This window comes from Streptomyces sp. NPDC050988 (assembly GCF_044456225.1).
Lineage (GTDB): Bacteria > Actinomycetota > Actinomycetes > Streptomycetales > Streptomycetaceae > Streptomyces.
This window is the reverse complement of record NZ_JBITFQ010000043.1, coordinates 47346-65261: the sequence shown is the minus strand read 5'-3', so window position 1 is coordinate 65261 and position 17916 is coordinate 47346. Positions and strand designations below refer to the sequence as shown.

The window sequence follows — 17916 nt, the reverse complement described above, 5'->3', positions numbered from 1 at the left end:
GATTCGGTTCATGGCGGACACGAAGCGGGAGATCGAGCGTAAATACGAAGCCGATGAGAGCGCCGGACTGTCGGATCTGCCGGACCTGACAAAGGTCTCCGGCGTCTCGGCCGTCATCGACAAGGGCGTCGCCGAACTCGACGCGACCTACTACGACACGCCCGATCAACGGCTCGCCGCCGCGTCCCTCACCCTGCGCCGCCGCACCGGAGGCGACGACGCGGGCTGGCACCTGAAACTGCCGGTCTCCGAGGGCGTACGGGACGAGATCCACGCCCCGCTCTCCGACACCGTGCCCCGGGCGCTCAGCGGACTCGTGCGCTCCCGGGTGCGCGACGCCGAACTGGTCCCCGTCGTACGGCTCCAGTCGGCCCGCGACGTCCGCCACCTCGTCGACGACTCCGGGGGCCTGCTCGCCGAGGTCAGCGTCGACCGCGTACACGCGGAGCGGCTCAACGGCGGCGACGGCACCGTCGAATGGACCGAGATCGAGGTCGAGCTGGCCGACGACGGCGACCCCGCCTTCCTCGACAAGGTCGAGAAGAAGCTCCGCAAGGCCGGCGTCTCCCGCTCCAAGTCCGCCTCCAAGCTGGCCAGGGCCCTCGGGGAGACGGGCCAGGCGCCCCGCAAGCAGGCCGTCGTGGAGGCGGCTCCGGTCACCTCCGGCGACCACGTCCTCGCGTACGTCCGGGCCCAGCGCGACGCGATCATCGAGCTGGACCCCGCCGTCCGGCGTGACGTGTACGACTCCGTGCACAGCATGCGCGTCGCCACCCGCCGGATGCGCAGCGCCTTCCGCTCGTACGGGAAGGTCCTGGACCGGGCCGTCACCGATCCGATCGGCGAGGAACTGAAGTGGCTGGCCGGGGAGCTGGGCGTCGACCGCGACCAGGAGGTCCTGACCGACCGGCTCACGGCCGCCCTCGACGCACTCCCGCGCACCCAGCTCACCGGGCCCGTCCGCACCCGGATCCGCACCTGGTCGCACGCCCGCCGCTCCGGCTCCCGGCGCCGGCTGATCGCGGTCCTCGACGGCAGGCGGTACCTGGACCTGCTCACCGCCCTCGACACGCTCCTCGCCACCCCGCCGCTGCTCAAGGCCGCCTCGGGCGACCCGGGGAACGTGATCTCCAGGACCGTACGCAAGGACTTCGACAAGCTGTCCGGACTGGTCGCGGAAGCCATCGCCTCTCCGCCGGGCCCTGACCGCGACCTCGCGATCCACGAGGCCCGCAAGAAGGCCAAGCGCACCCGGTACTCGGCGGAGACGGCCACCCCCGCCCTCGGTAAACCCGCAAAGGGCCTGACGAGCGACATGAAGTCCCTACAGAACCTGCTCGGCGAGCACCAGGACAGCGTCATGGCCCGTGAGGCCCTGCGCGACGTCGCGACCCAGGCGCACGCGGCGGGGGAGAACGCCTTCACGTACGGGGTGCTGTACGGGCGTGAGGAGCGGGCGGCGGAGGGGGTCGAGGCCGAGCTGCCGGGGGCGTGGCAGACGATCCGGAGCGGGACGGTGTTCTGAGGATCTCCGCTCCGGACGGCGGGGATCTCCGCTTCGGACGGCGGACGGGGGGTGGCTCCCGGCACGTTAGGCTGGATGGTCACCCCTGTCGGATCTCACCCCACCAAAGGTTTGCGAGATGTCTGCCGAAGTCGCTGCATCGGTGTTCCCGCAGCTCGAAGCTCTGCTCCCGCATGTGCAGAAGCCGATCCAGTACGTCGGCGGAGAGCTCAACTCCACAGTCAAGCCCTGGGAGACCACGGACGTCCGCTGGGCGCTCATGTACCCGGACGCGTACGAGGTCGGACTGCCCAACCAGGGTGTGATGATCCTTTACGAGGTCCTGAACGAGCGGGAGGGCGTCCTCGCCGAGCGCACGTACAGCGTGTGGCCGGATCTGGAGGAGCTGATGCGCGAGCACCGGGTCCCGCAGTTCACGGTGGACAGCCACCGCCCGGTGAAGGCCTTCGACGTGTTCGGCCTGTCCTTCTCCACGGAGCTGGGCTACACGAACATGCTCACCGCCCTGGACCTGGCGGGCATCCCGCTGGAGTCCAAGGACCGGACGCTCGACGACCCGATCGTGCTGGCCGGCGGCCACGCGGCCTTCAACCCCGAGCCGATCGCCGACTTCGTCGACGCGGTGATCATCGGTGACGGCGAGCAGGCCGTGCTCGACATGACCGACATCATCCGCGCCTGGAAGGCGGAGGGGCAGCCGGGCGGCCGCGAGGAGGTCCTGTTCCGCCTGGCGAAGACGGGTTCGGTGTACATCCCGGCGTTCTACGACGTCGAGTACCTCGCCGACGGCCGGATCGCCCGTGTGGTCCCGAACAAGTCGGGCGTCCCGTGGCGGGTGTCGAAGCACACGGTCATGGACCTGGACGAGTGGCCGTACCCCAAGCAGCCGTTGGTCCCGCTCGCGGAGACGGTCCACGAACGCATGTCGGTGGAGATCTTCCGCGGCTGCACGCGCGGCTGCCGCTTCTGCCAGGCGGGCATGATCACGCGCCCCGTGCGCGAGCGCTCCATCACGGGCATCGGCGACATGGTGGACAAGGGCCTGAAGGCGACGGGCTTCGAGGAGGTGGGCCTGCTGTCGTTGTCGTCGGCCGACCACTCAGAGATCGGCGACATCGCGAAGGGCCTGGCGGACCGGTACGAGGAGGACAAGATCGGCCTGTCCCTCCCGTCGACCCGCGTGGACGCCTTCAACGTGGACCTGGCGAACGAGCTGACGAGGAACGGCCGGCGCTCGGGCCTGACCTTCGCGCCGGAGGGCGGCTCGGAGCGCATGCGCAAGGTCATCAACAAGATGGTGTCCGAGGAAGACCTCATCCGGACGGTCTCCACGGCGTACGGCAACGGCTGGCGCCAGGTGAAGCTGTACTTCATGTGCGGCCTGCCGACGGAGACGGACGAGGACGTCCTCCAGATCGCGGACATGGCGATGAACGTGATCGCCGAGGGCCGCAAGGTCTCCGGCCAGAACGACATCCGCTGCACGGTGTCGATCGGCGGCTTCGTCCCGAAGCCCCACACCCCCTTCCAGTGGGCCCCGCAGCTGTCGGCGGAGGAGACGGACGTACGTCTCGGAAAGCTCCGCGACAAGATCCGCGGCGACAAGAAGTACGGCCGCTCGATCGGCTTCCGCTACCACGACGGCAAGCCCGGCATCGTCGAGGGCCTGCTCTCCCGTGGCGACCGCCGCATCGGCTCCGTCATCCGCGCGGTCTACGAGGACGGCGGCCGCTTCGACGGCTGGCGCGAGCACTTCTCGTACGACCGCTGGATGCAGTGCGCCGAGAAGACGCTCCCCGCCTTCGGCGTCGACGTCGACTGGTACACAACGCGCGAGCGCACCTACGAGGAGGTCCTCCCCTGGGACCACCTGGACTCCGGCCTCGACAAGGACTGGCTCTGGGAGGACTGGCAGGACTCCCTCGACGAGACAGAGGTCGAGGACTGCCGCTGGACGCCTTGCTTCGACTGCGGGGTGTGCCCCCAGATGGACACTTCCATCCAGATCGGCCCCACGGGCAAGAAGCTGCTTCCGCTGACGGTGAAGCAGCCTGCGGGGAGTGGGCACGCTCACTGACGTGGGCGGGGCGTTGGAGACGCCCTGGGGCGGGGACAACAGCGAGGGGTAGAGGCGGCCGCCGTCCCCCGGAACCACGGCTGCCGTCCCCTGGCCGGCCGCTCTTGGATCGCGCGGTGCCTTCTGGCTTCCTAGCGTGGCGTTATCCGCTACGGAGGAGGCAGCCATGCCGACGAGTGAGCCGCCTGCTGGTGGTCCTCGGTGGGGAAGTCCGGGTAACGGTCCTTCCCCATCCGGGCAGTGGACGCCTCCCGCTGGTCCGCCGCAGAAGAAGCAGCGGGGCCGTGCCTGTCTCTGGGGGTGCGCCGGCGCCCTGGCCGTGGTGATCGTCATCGTCGTGGTTGTGCTGGTGATCGCGCTGGGGAACAGCGATGAGAGCACCACGCCTGCGCCCAGTAGGACCACCACCGACACGACGCCGCGCGAGAAGACGCAGGAACCCCGGGGCGAACGAGCGGACCTCATCAGCTTCCAGCTGGACGACCGCTCAGAAGCCGGCATCACCAATATCTGGGTCGTTTGGACGATCAAGAACAGCAGCAGCGAGAAGTCCGACTACTCATGGGATTGGGAGGCGGTCGACGCCGGCGGCACCCGACTTGCGGACGGTTCTCAACTGGAGATCAACGTGCAACCCGGCCAGACCGCCCGGGGTGAGCACCCGACGACGCTCAAGAGCGCGAAGGGCATCAAGCTCAACATCACCAGCTTCAACCGCACTGCGAGTTACTGATCAGGTCGGCTGCGCCTCAACCACCGTTCCTCCCCTCCGGAGGGGCACCTTCATCCAGATCGGCCCCACCGACAAGAAGCTGCTCCCGCTGCCAAGTGGATGGGCGTGTGGGTGATTGCGGACTAGACTCGTCTGCGGGTTGCTGGCCGCCGGGTGCCGGGCTCCGGCCTTCGGGGCCGCGCAACTCGCCCGCGCAGAGCAGGTGGAGCCTTTCGCGCCCGGGCCGCTGGCGTATCCGAGGCCGATGCCCGATCCGAATCAGTATCAGGCGCAGGGCGGTTGGGGGCTCGGTGCCGGGCGGCGGGCCCAGGCGCAGGCGGAGGCGCGCGCCCGGTTCGAGCGCGACTGGCAGGCCGCGCAGGCGGCGGAGGGGCAGCGGCTGCAGCAACTGGCCGCCTATCAACGGCAGTACGAGCAGTGGGCCGACGCCCGGTTGGGTGAAATCCGTCGGCACAACGCCGGTGTCGCAGAGATGGCGGCCGGGCTCCGCGACGGTGACCCCGAGGCCGTCGTGGAGTACTTCTCCGCGGCCCTCTACGCCTCGTCCGCGTGGCCCGAGGACCTGCCGCGCCAGGTGACGGCCGCCTACGACTCGTCCGCGCGACAGCTGGTGCTCAACTGGGAACTGCCCGGGTACGACGTCGTCCCCGAGGTGAAGCTCGTGCGGTACATGCCCGGCGCCGATCAGGACAAAGAGGCGCCCCGGCCGGCTTCCCAGCGCCGCGCGCTGTACCGGGACGTGCTCGCGCAGTGCGTGCTTCTCGTCCTGCACGATCTCTTCGCGGCGGACGAGTTCGGGGCGCTGGAGTCGGTGGCGCTCAACGGGTTCGTCGACGACCACGACCCGGCGACGGGCAGACAGGCGCGGATTTTCCTGGCCACGGCCATGGCGTCCCGCTCCGTCTTCGCCGGGCTCCGGCTGGAGCAGGTCAGCGCCGTCGACTGCCTGGTGGACGGCTTACGGGGGCAGCTGTCGGCACGGCCCGACCAGCGTGCGGTCGTACGGCCCGGCCGGCGTCCCGAGGAGGTCGGCAACGGCGTCGTCACCCACGGGGGCGACGAGGAGCCGGATCTGTACGAGATGGACCCGGTCGCCTTCGAGTCGCTGGTCGCGGAGCTTTTCCGGGCCATGGGCATGCAGGCCGTGACGACCCAGCGGTCGAACGACGGCGGTGTGGACGTCGACGCGCTGGACCCGACGCCGATCCGGGGCGGCAAGATCGTCGTGCAGGTGAAGCGCTACCGCAACACCGTGCCGCCGACCGCCGTCCGCGACCTGTTCGGCACGGTCCAGGACGCGGGCGCCAACAAGGGCGTACTCGTCACGACCTCCGGCTTCGGCCCCGGTTCGCACACCTTCGCCAACGGCAAACCCCTGGAACTCGTCGCGGGCAACGAACTCGTCGACCTCCTGCACCGGCACGGGCTGCGCGGGCGGCTCGGGGGCTCGGGCAGCCCGATTCCCGCCCAGCGCACACCGGAAGGACGTACATCGGAAGGACGTACATCGGAAGGGCGTACATCGGAGGGACGTACACCGGGCGCCGACGAGGACGGGACGGGCGACCACAACAGGCTGGGCATGTTCTGGACCGGCCAGGTCGCCCTGGACGTCTGCGCGCTCGTCTGCCACGGCAACCGGGTGCTGAGCGACGAGCACTTCGTCTTCTTCAACAACTCGCGGACACCGGACGGTACGGTCCGCGCGCTCGCCGCCGCCGCACCGGACAAGGCGGCGATCCGGGTGGCCTTCGACGCGTTGCCCGAGCGGGCCGACCGGCTCGTCCTCGTCGCCGCCGTCGACCCCGAGATCAACCCCGAAGCGGATCTCTCCGGCTTCACCGAGGCGGGCATCCGGCTTTCGGACGCCTCGGGAACCGAGCTGGGCCGCCTCGACGTGTCCGACGGCCGGGCCGACGAGACCGCGCTGGTCCTGGGCTCCTTCCGCCGCCGAGCCGGCGGCGACTGGGACTTCGTGCTCGGCGGCAAGGGGTACCGGGGTGGCCTGGAGGAGCTGATCCGGGAGTACGGGATCGACGTGGGCTAGCTTTCGCGCCGCGCCGCGCCGGGGCGAAGCCGCCGGTTTCACGGCCGGTCCGCCGTCGGTACACGGTGGAAAAGCCGTGGCCGGGCCTCGCCCGGCGGGCCAGAATGAGGCGATGCCGCAGCTCATCAGCCCCGACCCCCGGTTCCGGACCGCCTTTCTCGACGCCGTGCGCGAAAACGTGGCCGAAGGGGAGTACTTCGGCGACACCCTCAAGCGAGAGCTCGCCGTGTACGGCGACAACTGGCAGGAGCCGGACGGCTTCGCGCGCTATGTCGCGGCGGTCCGTGAGGAGGAGCTGGAGGAGGGGCGGCGGCCCGAGGGCTTCGTACCGAGCAGCTGGTTCTGGTACGTGGACGGGCACGACTATCTGGGCCGGATCCAGATACGGCACCGGTTCACCCCGCATCTGCGCGACTTCGGCGGCCACATCGGCTACGGCGTACGGCCGACGGCGCGCAGACAGGGGTACGCCACGGCCATGCTCCGGGACGCCCTGCCGCACGCGCGTGACCTCGGGCTCGACCGGGTCCTCGTCACCTGTGACACCACCAACATCGGCTCCCGCAAGGTGATCGAGGCCAATGGTGGAGAGTTCGAGGACGAACGCGGCGGAATGCTGCGGTTCTGGATCCGTACGGGCCATTGATGCGTCCTCGTTGATATGGACCTGGAGAAGTCGCCGCCGCCCGCGCCGCGTGAGTTGCCCGCGCCGCGTGAGACGCCTGTGCCGCGTGAGACGCCCGCGCAGCCCGCGGCGCCCACGCAGCCCGTGGCGCCCGGTGCGCATGGTGTGCCCGCGCGGCGGCAGGACGCCGCTCCCGAGGGCTGTCTCGCCGTCGCGATCCGTATTCCGGTGCGGATCGTGGTGCTGGTGCTGGTCGTGCCGGTACGGATGGTGTGGGACGCGGCGGTCGTCGGCGGGCGTTTCCTCAGGGACACGCTGTTCCGGCCTCTGGGGCGGGCGTTCATGTGGGTGTTCGCACCTGTGGGGCGGGCCTTCGTGTGGCTGGTCGAGGGGATCGCGGCCGTCGTCGCGTGGGTGCTGACCGGCCTCGGGTACGCCCTGGCGTGGCTGGGCAAGCTGCTGTTCGTCTGGCCGTGGGTGGGGCTGTGGCGGTACGTGGCCGTGCCGCTGGGGCGCGCCCTGGCCTGGCTCGGGAACGTGCTGCTCGTCGTGCCCGCCGTCTGGCTGTACGAGCGGGTGCTGACGCCCGTCGGACACGGAGTGGTGTGGGCACTGCGGGGGATCGGGGCCGGGTGCGCCTGGCTGTGGCGGGTGTCGGTCGTCGCTCCCGCCGGATGGCTCTACCGGGCGCTGCTCGCACCGACCGGGCGGGGTTTCGCCTGGGCCGCGCTGGGGCTGTGGGGCGCCATCACATGGGTCGGCCGCAGTGTGTGGGCGGGCGTGACATGGGTTTCCCGGGGCCTCTGGGCCGGCGTCGTATGGGTCGCGAGTGGCGTGTGGTCCGGCGTCGTGTGGGTCTCCCGTGGCCTGTGGGCCGGCATGACATGGATCGGCGGGGGTCTGTGGGCCGCCATGACATGGACGGGGCGTGGGATCTGGGCGGGGGTGACCTGGACCGCCATGGTCGTCGGGACGCTCCTGCGGTGGATCTTCGTCGTGCCCGCCGTCGCCCTGTGGCGCTGGGTGCTCGCACCCGTCGGGCGGGGCATCGCCGTGGTCGCCCGGGAGATCGGCGAGGCCCTGGGGCACGCGTGGCGCGTCGCCGGGTACATCTCCCTGGCCGTTGGACGTTTCCTCGGGCGACTCTTCCGGTGGATCTTCGTGGAGCCGGTGCGTTGGGCGTACAAGTGCGTGCTCACCCCCGTCGGACACCTCGTACGGGACGCCGTCTGGCGGCCCGCCGCGGAGGCCGCCCGGAGTGTGGGCCGTACCACCCGGCAGGCCCTGGCGAGCGCCCGTGAGACGGCGCGGCAGACCCGGGCCGACATCCGGCGCATGCTGTTCGGAGCGCCGCGCGAACCCGAGCCCGTCGCCCTGGCCGAGCCCCGGAGCGAGCCCGGGCCAGTGCGCCTGGCCAAGCCCGTCGGCGGCCCGCAGTCCGGGCCGGACCGCTCCCGAGGGGAACCTGTGGGCGCCGAGGCACGTACTCTAGGTAGCAGTACGACCGCTCTCACGAAGGACTGAACGACACTGGGCAAGCGACAGCCCGAAGGCCCGCCGCCCGCACCCGCGGTGCAGCGCATTCGACTGCGCTACACCAAGCGCGGCCGCCTCCGGTTCACCAGCCACCGCGACTTCCAGCGTGCCTTCGAGCGTGCGCTGCGCCGCGCCGAGGTGCCCATGGCGTACTCGGCGGGGTTCACCCCACACCCGAAGGTGTCGTACGCCAATGCCGCACCCACCGGCACGGGCAGTGAGGCCGAGTACCTGGAGATCGCGCTCACCGACGCGCGCGACCCCGAGAAACTGCGCCTTCTCCTCGACGAGTCGATGCCTGTCGGGCTCGACATCATCGACGCCGTGGAGGCCCGTACATCGGGTCTCGCCGACCGGCTCACCGCGTCCGTATGGGAGCTGCGCCTCGACGGCGTGACCCCCGAGGACGCGGAGCGCGCGGTCGACGCCTTCACGTCGGCCGAGACCGTCGAGGTCCAGCGCAAGACGAAGAACGGCATGCGCACCTTCGACGCCCGCGGCGCAGTCGCGAGCCTGGAGGCGCACACAGCACGACCCGAGGCACAGAAGTCACAGTCCGAGACGCACAGTCCACAGCCTGATAGGCCGACCGACCAGCCCTGTGCGATACTGCGGCTGGTTGTTCGGCACGTGACGCCTGCCGTTCGACCTGACGACGTCCTGTCCGGTCTCCGAGCTGTGGCCGACCTGGCGCCGCCGGTCCCCGCAGCGGTGACCAGGCTGGCGCAGGGGCTTTTCGATGAAGAGACCGGCACGGTGACCGACCCGCTCGCGCCCGACCGCGAGGCAGTGGCTGCCGCCTCACCCATGGCCGCGACCGCTGCCGCCGCGAAGGCGCCGGCGTAAGGAAGGTCCCGCGTAAGGACGTACGTCGAAGCGCCGCCCTCGTATCCGGGAGCCACCTGGTTCGGGCAGCGCACCGACCAGAAGACTTTCGCCAGGCCGTACGCACACATGGCGTACGGAACCGGCGAGACAGGACACAGAGAGCTCCCGTGCGGCGCCCGCGCCCCGGACGGCGGCACCGCGCATCGCGCGAGCCGCGGACGTCACCGGATCCGCGGCGCCCGGGAGCCTGACGGGAGATCCACCCGCATGCTCGAACCGACCGAACCCGCTGAGCCCTCCAAGGGCTCCGAGAACAGCACCCCCAGCGACACCCTGCCGCCGCGCAGGCGTCGTCGCGCCGCGTCCCGCCCCGCGGGACCGCCCGCCGGGAACACCGAGGGCGAGAGCGTGGCCGAGACCACCGCGCCGGCCATACCGGCCGTGAGCTCCACCGATCTCGCGACGGAGGAGCCGGAGGAGACCGAGGAGGCGGCTGCGGCCGCTGAAGCGGCGACCGCCGAGAAGGCCGTCACTGAGACGTCTGTCACCGACGCGCCGGCAGCCGAGGCCGCCGTGCCGCCCGTAGAGGCGGAGCCCGCGGCCGAGGAGGCTGCCCCGGCGCCGCGTACGCGCCGTCGGGCCACCCGTCGTGCCTCCGCTCCTGCTGGTGCGCCGCAGGCCGCCGAGGCGGCTGAGAGCGCAGGGCCCGCCGCGACCGCCGTGACCGAAGAGGCCGTCGCCGCCGCTCCTGCCGTACAGGCGGAGCCCGAGACGCCCGCCGCCGAGCCCGTGGCCGAGGAGGCCGCTCCGGCGCCGCGTACGCGCCGTCGGGCCACGCGCCGTGCCACCGCTCCGGCCGGTGCGCCCACGGAGACCGAGGCCGCCGAGACCGTAGTGACCGCTGGGGCCGACGAGGCCGCCGTGATCACGACCACCGCCCCGGCCGCCGCCGAAGCCGAAGAGGCGCCGGCCGTCGAGGCCGAGGACGCCGCTCCCAAGGGCCGTACCCGCCGCAGGGCCACCCGTCGGGCCACCGCACCCACCGGTGCACCGCAGGCCGAGGCCGAGACGCCTGCGACGGCGCCCGCCGAGGCCGCCGCCGAGCCCGCCCGCCGCGCCACCCCGCCCGAGGCGGAGCGCGCCGAGACCCCCACCGCGACCGAGCCCGTCGAGGCCGATGTCCGCGACGAGCGCAGGGAGGCCCCCGTGGCCGCTGCCAAGAACGACCGGGCCCTTGAGGCCGACACCACCGCCGACGCCGAGGACGGCGCCCCGCGCCGTGCCCGCCGCCGTGCCACGCGCAAGGCCGCCGGAGGCTTCGCCGCACCCGCGCCGGACAAGAGCACGGAGCCCGAGAAGGACTCCTCGCGGCGCCCCGCGCGTCCTGCGGTCGCCGTGTTCCAGGCGCCCGTCTTCACCGAGCCGATGTTCCAGACGCCGGAGCGCGCCGCGGCCGCCGCCGCTGCCGAGGCCGCCGAGGAGCCCGGGGCCCCCGAGGACATCGTGGAGCAGCCGGTCCAGGAGGCCGCGGCCCCCGTCGCCGAGGAGGAGACCGGCGGCTCGCGCAGGCGCCGCCGCCGGAAGGCCGAGGAGCCCGCCGCCCCCGTGGCGGAGGCCCCCGAGCCTGAGGAGGAGCCCGCCGACGAGGAGCCCGCGGAGGACACCGCCGACGACTCCGCCGAGGGTGACGACGGCGAGGAGACCGGTTCGCGCCGTCGGCGCCGTCGTGGCGGCCGTCGCCGCCGCCGGGGCGAGTCCGCCGAGGCGGACGGCGAGTCGGGAGAGGGCGACGACTACGCCGCCGAGCAGTCCGAGCGGTCCGAGCAGGCTTCCCAGGACGCCGAGGACACCGCCGAGCAGACCGAAGAGGACGCCGAGGACGAGCGCGAGGAGGCGGGCGGCTCCAGCAGCAGCCGTCGCCGTCGTCGCCGTCGTCGTCGCGCCGGTGACTCGTCCGGCGAGGCCGAGTCGGGTGACAACGACCCCGAGCGCACGGTCGTCAAGGTCCGTGAGCCGCGCAGCAAGAACCAAGAGCGGGCCGACGCCTCGGACGAGGTGCAGTCCATCAAGGGCTCGACCCGCCTGGAGGCCAAGAAGCAGCGCCGCCGCGAGGGGCGCGAGCAGGGCCGCCGCCGCGTTCCGATCATCACCGAGGCCGAGTTCCTGGCCCGCCGTGAGGCCGTCGAGCGCGTGATGGTCGTCCGCCAGAGCGGCGAGCGCACCCAGATCGGCGTCCTGGAGGACAACGTGCTCGTCGAGCACTACGTCAACAAGGAGCAGTCGACCTCGTACGTCGGCAACGTCTACCTGGGCAAGGTCCAGAACGTGCTGCCGTCGATGGAGGCCGCCTTCATCGACATCGGCAAGGGCCGCAACGCCGTGCTGTACGCCGGTGAGGTCAACTTCGAGGCGCTGGGCATGGCCAACGGCCCCCGGCGCATCGAGAGCGCCCTCAAGTCCGGCCAGTCGGTCCTCGTGCAGGTCACCAAGGACCCGATCGGCCACAAGGGCGCCCGTCTCACCAGCCAGGTGTCCCTCCCCGGCCGCTACCTGGTCTATGTGCCCGAGGGCTCGATGACCGGCATCAGCCGCAAGCTGCCCGACACCGAGCGCGCGCGCCTGAAGACCATCCTCAAGAAGATCGTCCCCGAGGACGCGGGCGTCATCGTGCGCACCGCCGCCGAGGGCGCGAGCGAGGACGAGCTGCGCCGTGACGTCGAGCGGCTGCAGGCGCAGTGGGAGGACATCCAGAAGAAGGCGAAGGGCGGCAACGCTCCGACGCTCCTCTACGGCGAGCCGGACATGACCGTCCGCGTCGTCCGCGACATCTTCAACGAGGACTTCACCAAGGTCATCGTGAGCGGCGACGAGGCGTGGGAGACCATCCACGGGTACGTCGCCCATGTCGCGCCCGACCTGGCCGACCGCCTGTCGAGGTGGACCTCCGAGGTCGACGTCTTCGCGACGTACCGGATCGACGAGCAGCTCGCCAAGGCGCTGGACCGCAAGGTCTGGCTGCCGAGCGGTGGTTCGCTGGTCATCGACAAGACCGAAGCGATGATCGTCATCGACGTCAACACCGGCAAGTTCACCGGTCAGGGCGGCAACCTCGAAGAGACGGTCACCAGGAACAACCTGGAGGCGGCCGAGGAGATCGTGCGCCAGCTGCGGCTGCGCGACCTCGGCGGCATCGTCGTCATCGACTTCATCGACATGGTCCTGGAGTCCAACCGCGATCTGGTGCTGCGCCGCCTCCTGGAGTGCCTGGGACGCGACCGTACGAAGCACCAGGTCGCCGAGGTGACCTCGCTGGGCCTCGTCCAGATGACCCGTAAGCGGGTCGGCCAGGGCCTGTTGGAGTCGTTCTCCGAGACCTGCGTCCACTGCAACGGCCGTGGCGTGATCGTCCACATGGAGCAGCCGACCTCCGCCGGAGGCGGCGGCAAGCGCAAGAAGCGCGGCCGGGGCGGCGCCGAGCAGACCCACGACCACGATCACGAGCACACGCACGAGGCGGAGTCGGCCGAGCCCGCGGAGACGGCGGCCGAGGTCGCCGCGGAGGCCGCCGAGCCGGTTGCGCTGCCCGAGCCCGAGTTCGTACCGGACGAGGATCTCTACAGCAGCGCCGCCGAGGCGGAGGCCGCGGCCACACGCGGCCGTTCGCGGCGCCGTGCCGGCAGGCGTGCGTCGGCCCCCGCGGGTGCGCCGAGGTCCGAGAGCCGTCGCGCCGAGCGCCGCTCGGAGGCCCCGACGGCCCAGTCCGTGACGCCGGAGGACGAGACCGAGCGCCCCGTGCAGCCGGAGCCGGCCGCCACCGCCCAGGCCGAGCCCGTCGCCGCCGAGGACCCGGTGGTCGAGGCCCCCGCGGCCGCGGCCCCCGCTGTCGACGACGCCGCGCCCAAGGGGCGTACGCGCCGTCGGGCGACCCGCAAGGCCACCGCGCCCGCCGGTTCGCCCAAGGCCGCGGAGGAGACCGTGGTGACCGTCACCGAGCCGGTCGCCGCACCCGTCGAGCCCAAGGGGGAGCCGGTCGCCGAGCCCGAGCCGCAGACCGCCACGGACAGCGCCGCCCCGCCGCGGGCGCGCCGCCGTGCGGTCCGTAAGGCCACCGCTCCCACCGCGTCCGCGGAGACGGCCGTCATGGTCGTCCCCTCGGCCTCGGCGGAGGCTCCCGCGGAAGCCCGGACGGAGGCCGCCGAGGCGCCTGCCGAGGCCCCCGCGGAGGCGTCCGGCGACGGAGAGGCCCCGGCCAAGAAGACGGCCCGTAAGGCGGCCAAGAAGGCGCCCGCGAAGAAGGCCGCCGCGAAGAAGACGACGACGGCCAAGAAGACGGCCGCCAAGAAGACCGTCGCCAAGAAGACGGCGAAGACCGCCAAGACGGCCACGAAGTCGACGTCGAAGAAGACCGCGGCGGCGGAGCAGCAGACTCCGTCCACCGTCACGGCCTCCACCGACGAGGGCTGAGCACCCGCGTAACCGAAGACGCCCCCTGGCCCGCGGTCCGACCGCAGGCCAGGGGGCGTTCGGCTGCTCGGACGACGCTCCGTCAGGGGAACCGAACCGCCGTGACTTCCGCCCGGTTTGGGAGCTCCTGACATGGTTTCAGAAGCATCACGGTCATCACAATCACCCCCCGCCTCTTGGAACGCGATCATCTACCTGTAAAACTCATGCAGTCATAGGCGTGAACACACGGGTGTGCGTTGGGGAGAACGTTCACACGTGTCATGGGGAGGGGATTGCAATGGCGCGCGTGCGCCTGAAGGGCACTGGGCGACACCGTGCCGTAAAGCCGGTCAAGGGCGGGCGGCAGGCTGTCGCGCTGGCCACGGTGTTGTCCGCGGCGGGTGGACAGGCCGTCATGTCGGCGGGCACCGCACAGGCCGTGGACAACCCGGCGTGGACCGAGGGGCCGATCTTCAACGACCCGCTCGGCACGAGCGACGAGCAGACCGCGATCCGTACGAGGCTCATCGAGCTGACGAACGCCGCGCTGCCCGGCTCCACGATCAAGGTCGCGGTCTACCACGTGTGGGAGGCGTCGGTCGTCAACGCGCTCGTCGCCGCGAAGAACCGCGGCGTCGACGTCCAGGTGCTGCTCGACGAGTCCAGCATCAGCGACCGCCCCACCAACACCGCGTACGGCACGCTGGCCTCGGGGCTCGGCACGGACCGTACGCAGAGTTCGTACGTGGCGACCTGCCCGGAGAACAAGTCGTGCCTCGGCGACCCGAAGTTCGGGCAGTCGATCATGCACAACAAGTTCTGGCTGTTCTCGGCGGTCAAGGGCGCCACGAACGTGGTCGTCGAGACCACCTCGAACTCCACGCCGTCGGCGCACACCAAGTTCTTCAACGACGCGCTGCTGCTGCCGAACAACCCGACGATGTACGACGCGTACGCGGACTACTTCGACACGATGGTCGCGCAGGACTGGGAGTCCTGGAACTACCGCACGGTGAGCAACGGCCTCTACAAGGCGTACTTCTTCCCGCGGGCCGGCAACACGCGGGCCACCGACACGGTGTACTCGATCCTCAACAACGTGACCTGCAAGTACAAGGACACCGCGGGGGTCACGCAGTCGACCAAGGTCCGGGTGGCGATCTTCAAGATCACGCGGCTGGCCATCGCGGAGAAGCTGGTCTCGCTGAAGAAGGCGGGCTGCTCCGTGAGCATCGTCTACGCGGAGTCGGACAGCGCCAAGAGCAGCGGCGGTACCGCGGGCACGTGGGAGAAGATGCACACCACCGGCGGCCCGACCGTGCGCTGCTACAACGACGACCGGGACCCGCTGAACCCCGGCCAGAAGCTGTCGACGCCGTACATCATCCACTCCAAGTACATCCTCATCGAGGGCATGTACGACGGCGTGAAGAACAAGGTCAGCTTCACCGGCTCCGGCAACTACACGGGCCCGGCGCTGCGCGAGAACGACGAGTCGATCGTGAAGGTCGACGACGACGCCGTGCACGACATGTACAGGGTCCACTTCGACCGGGTGGCCAAGGCGGCCTACCCGGGCACCGCGGACACCACGGACCTGTGCAAGGGCGTGAAGCCGCTGCCCGACGACGGTGAGAAGCCGACCGCGTAGGTCCTGCGCAGGGCCCGCGTACGTACTGGTCAGGAGCGGCCCCCGACCCGGTTTGACCCCCAGGTCGGGGCCCCGTAACCTTGACCCTCGGTGTGTTCACTGACGCACCGCATTCCCGTAAACCTCTTCCTCCCGGTGGCTCGCGCCCCGGGAGAGGCCGCCTGCTTTCCTCGGTGGCTGGACTGCGGGGATTCCGATTTCGAGCGAGAGAGAGATCCGCGTGTACGCCATCGTGCGCAGCGGTGGTCGCCAGCACAAGGTTGCTGTCGGCGACATCGTTGAGGTTGACAAGATTTCCACTGCCAAGGTTGGCGACACGGTCGAGCTCTCGACCCTGCTCGTTGTCGACGGCGACGCCGTGACGAGTGACCCGTGGGTCCTCGCCGGCATCAAGGTCCAGGCCGAGATCGTGGATCACCACAAGGGTGTGAAGATCGACATCCTTCGCTACAAGAACAAGACCGGCTACCGCCGTCGTCAGGGCCACCGCCAGCAGTACACGGCGATCAAGGTCACTGAGATCCCCGCGGCTGCGAAGTAAGGGACTGAGGAGAGATGGCACACAAGAAGGGCGCATCGTCCACCCGGAACGGTCGCGACTCCAATGCTCAGCGGCTCGGCGTGAAGCGCTTCGGCGGTCAGGTCGTCAACGCCGGTGAGATCCTGGTCCGCCAGCGCGGCACCCACTTCCACCCCGGCGCGAGCGTCGGCCGCGGCAAGGACGACACGCTGTTCGCCCTCGCCGCCGGTGCGGTGGAGTTCGGTACCCACCGTGGCCGCAAGGTCGTGAACATCGTTCCGGTCGCCTGACCGGATCTTTCGCGAGGCGGACCTCACTTCCCGTACGGGAAGCGGGTCCGCCTTTCGCGTGTTTTAACTGAGTAGTGATCACTGGGCGGCGAAGGCCGCCGGGTGATCATCGATGAGAGATTTCCGTACGTAACTGGAGGCACATCCCATGACCACCTTCGTGGACCGCGTCGAGCTGCATGTCGCCGCGGGTAGCGGAGGTCACGGCTGTGCCTCCGTCCACCGGGAGAAGTTCAAGCCGCTCGGCGGCCCGGACGGCGGCAACGGCGGCCGTGGCGGTGACGTGATCCTGGTCGTCGACCAGTCCGTCACCACGCTCCTCGACTACCACCACTCCCCGCACCGCAAGGCCACCAACGGCAAGCCCGGCGAGGGCGGCAACCGCTCCGGCAAGGACGGCCAGGACCTGGTTCTGCCGGTGCCGGACGGCACGGTGATCCAGGACAAGGCGGGGAACGTACTCGCGGACCTGGTCGGCCAGGGCACGACCTTCGTCGCCGCACAGGGCGGCCGGGGCGGCCTCGGCAACGCGGCGCTGGCCTCGGCCCGCCGCAAGGCGCCCGGCTTCGCGCTGCTCGGCGTGCCCGGTGACCTCCAGGACATCGTCCTTGAGCTGAAGACGGTCGCGGACGTCGCTCTCGTCGGCTACCCGAGCGCGGGCAAGTCCTCGCTGATCTCGGTGCTGTCGGCCGCCAAGCCGAAGATCGCGGACTACCCGTTCACGACCCTCGTCCCCAACCTCGGTGTGGTGACGGCCGGTTCGACCGTCTACACGATCGCGGACGTGCCCGGACTGATCCCCGGGGCCAGCCAGGGCAGGGGCCTCGGCCTGGAGTTCCTGCGCCATGTGGAGCGCTGCGAGGTGCTCGTCCACGTCCTCGACACGGCGACCCTGGAGTCCGACCGCGACCCGGTCTCCGACCTCGACATCATCGAGGAGGAGCTGAAGCAGTACGGCGGTCTCGGCAACCGGCCGCGTCTGGTCGTCCTCAACAAGATCGACGTACCGGACGGCAAGGACCTGGCCGACATGGTCCGCCCGGATCTGGAGGCGCGTGGCTACCAGGTCTTCGAGGTGTCGGCGGTGGCCCACACGGGCCTCAAGGAGCTTTCCTTCGCCCTCGCCGGCCTGGTCTCACAGGCCCGTGCGGCGAAGCCCGAGGAGGAGGCCACCCGTATCGTCATCCGCCCGAAGGCGGTCGACGACGCCGGCTTCACGGTGGTCAAGGAGGACGACGGCCTCTACCGCGTACGGGGCGAGAAGCCCGAGCGCTGGGTCCGTCAGACCGACTTCAGCAACGACGAGGCCGTCGGCTACCTCGCCGACCGGCTCAACCGCCTCGGGGTGGAGGACTCGCTGATGAAGGCGGGTGCCCGGCACGGTGACGGGGTCGCCATCGGGCCCGAGGAGAACGCGGTCGTCTTCGACTGGGAGCCGACGGTCATGGCCGGTGCCGAGATGCTCGGTCGCCGTGGCGAGGACCATCGCTTCGAGGCGCCTCGGCCCGCCGTCACCCGGCGACGCGAGAAGCAGGCGGAACGGGACGAGGCGGACCAGGAGTTCGACGACTTCAACCCGTTCTAGACCGATCCTGGGGGCTGCGCCCCCAGACCCCCACGGTTTGTGTGTTCACCGCG

At 70.8% G+C, this 17916-nt stretch carries 12 protein-coding genes; all 12 read left to right on the top strand.

Annotated elements, in window-relative coordinates:
* The first annotated feature begins 10 nt into the window (after positions 1 to 10).
* Positions 11 to 1525 carry a CHAD domain-containing protein gene (locus ACIBEI_RS45945; RefSeq protein WP_398897139.1) on the top strand — a complete coding sequence of 505 codons (1515 nt, stop codon included), beginning with the start codon at positions 11 to 13 and terminating at the stop codon, positions 1523 to 1525.
* Positions 1526 to 1643: 118 nt separating this feature from the next.
* A complete protein-coding gene (locus ACIBEI_RS45940) occupies positions 1644 to 3602 on the top strand; it encodes a TIGR03960 family B12-binding radical SAM protein (RefSeq protein WP_398897138.1) in 1959 nt (652 codons plus the stop codon).
* 322 nt (positions 3603 to 3924) lie between these two features.
* Entirely contained in the window at positions 3925 to 4335 is a 411-nt protein-coding gene (locus ACIBEI_RS45935; RefSeq protein WP_398897137.1) for a hypothetical protein, read from the top strand.
* 244 nt (positions 4336 to 4579) lie between these two features.
* The gene (locus tag ACIBEI_RS45930) at positions 4580 to 6382 is read left to right on the top strand and encodes a restriction endonuclease (RefSeq protein WP_398897135.1); all 1803 of its coding nucleotides are present in this window, start codon (positions 4580 to 4582) and stop codon (positions 6380 to 6382) included.
* A 112-nt stretch (positions 6383 to 6494) separates the two neighbouring features.
* Positions 6495 to 7028 carry a GNAT family N-acetyltransferase gene (locus ACIBEI_RS45925; protein ID WP_398897134.1) on the top strand — a complete coding sequence of 178 codons (534 nt, stop codon included), beginning with the start codon at positions 6495 to 6497 and terminating at the stop codon, positions 7026 to 7028.
* 15 nt (positions 7029 to 7043) lie between these two features.
* On the top strand, positions 7044 to 8531 hold the full coding sequence (locus tag ACIBEI_RS45920) for a hypothetical protein (protein ID WP_398897132.1): 1488 nt from the start codon (positions 7044 to 7046) through the stop codon (positions 8529 to 8531).
* Between the two features lie 48 nt (positions 8532 to 8579).
* A complete protein-coding gene (locus ACIBEI_RS45915) occupies positions 8580 to 9389 on the top strand; it encodes a TIGR03936 family radical SAM-associated protein (protein ID WP_398897131.1) in 810 nt (269 codons plus the stop codon).
* A gap of 249 nt (positions 9390 to 9638) precedes the next feature.
* On the top strand, positions 9639 to 13835 hold the full coding sequence (locus ACIBEI_RS45910; RefSeq protein ID WP_398897130.1) for a ribonuclease E/G: 4197 nt from the start codon (positions 9639 to 9641) through the stop codon (positions 13833 to 13835).
* A gap of 280 nt (positions 13836 to 14115) precedes the next feature.
* The gene (locus ACIBEI_RS45905; protein WP_398897129.1) at positions 14116 to 15468 is read left to right on the top strand and encodes a phospholipase D-like domain-containing protein; all 1353 of its coding nucleotides are present in this window, start codon (positions 14116 to 14118) and stop codon (positions 15466 to 15468) included.
* A gap of 220 nt (positions 15469 to 15688) precedes the next feature.
* Positions 15689 to 16009, top strand: coding sequence for a 50S ribosomal protein L21 (rplU, locus tag ACIBEI_RS45900; protein WP_006374708.1), 321 nt, complete (start codon positions 15689 to 15691; stop codon positions 16007 to 16009).
* 14 nt (positions 16010 to 16023) lie between these two features.
* Complete coding sequence (gene rpmA / locus ACIBEI_RS45895) at positions 16024 to 16278, top strand: 50S ribosomal protein L27 (protein WP_006374707.1); 255 nt, start codon at positions 16024 to 16026, stop codon at positions 16276 to 16278.
* A gap of 148 nt (positions 16279 to 16426) precedes the next feature.
* Positions 16427 to 17863 carry a GTPase ObgE gene (obgE, locus tag ACIBEI_RS45890; RefSeq protein ID WP_398897127.1) on the top strand — a complete coding sequence of 479 codons (1437 nt, stop codon included), beginning with the start codon at positions 16427 to 16429 and terminating at the stop codon, positions 17861 to 17863.
* Positions 17864 to 17916 lie beyond the last annotated feature (53 nt).

Coding starts and splice junctions, on each gene's coding strand:
- rpmA (WP_006374707.1), top strand. CDS start 16,024: ATGGCACACAAGAAGGGCGCATCGTCCACCCGGAACGGTCGCGACTCC.
- ACIBEI_RS45920 (WP_398897132.1), top strand. CDS start 7,044: ATGGACCTGGAGAAGTCGCCGCCGCCCGCGCCGCGTGAGTTGCCCGCG.
- ACIBEI_RS45905 (WP_398897129.1), top strand. CDS start 14,116: ATGGCGCGCGTGCGCCTGAAGGGCACTGGGCGACACCGTGCCGTAAAG.
- ACIBEI_RS45930 (WP_398897135.1), top strand. CDS start 4,580: ATGCCCGATCCGAATCAGTATCAGGCGCAGGGCGGTTGGGGGCTCGGT.
- ACIBEI_RS45925 (WP_398897134.1), top strand. CDS start 6,495: ATGCCGCAGCTCATCAGCCCCGACCCCCGGTTCCGGACCGCCTTTCTC.
- ACIBEI_RS45940 (WP_398897138.1), top strand. CDS start 1,644: ATGTCTGCCGAAGTCGCTGCATCGGTGTTCCCGCAGCTCGAAGCTCTG.
- obgE (WP_398897127.1), top strand. CDS start 16,427: ATGACCACCTTCGTGGACCGCGTCGAGCTGCATGTCGCCGCGGGTAGC.
- ACIBEI_RS45910 (WP_398897130.1), top strand. CDS start 9,639: ATGCTCGAACCGACCGAACCCGCTGAGCCCTCCAAGGGCTCCGAGAAC.
- ACIBEI_RS45945 (WP_398897139.1), top strand. CDS start 11: ATGGCGGACACGAAGCGGGAGATCGAGCGTAAATACGAAGCCGATGAG.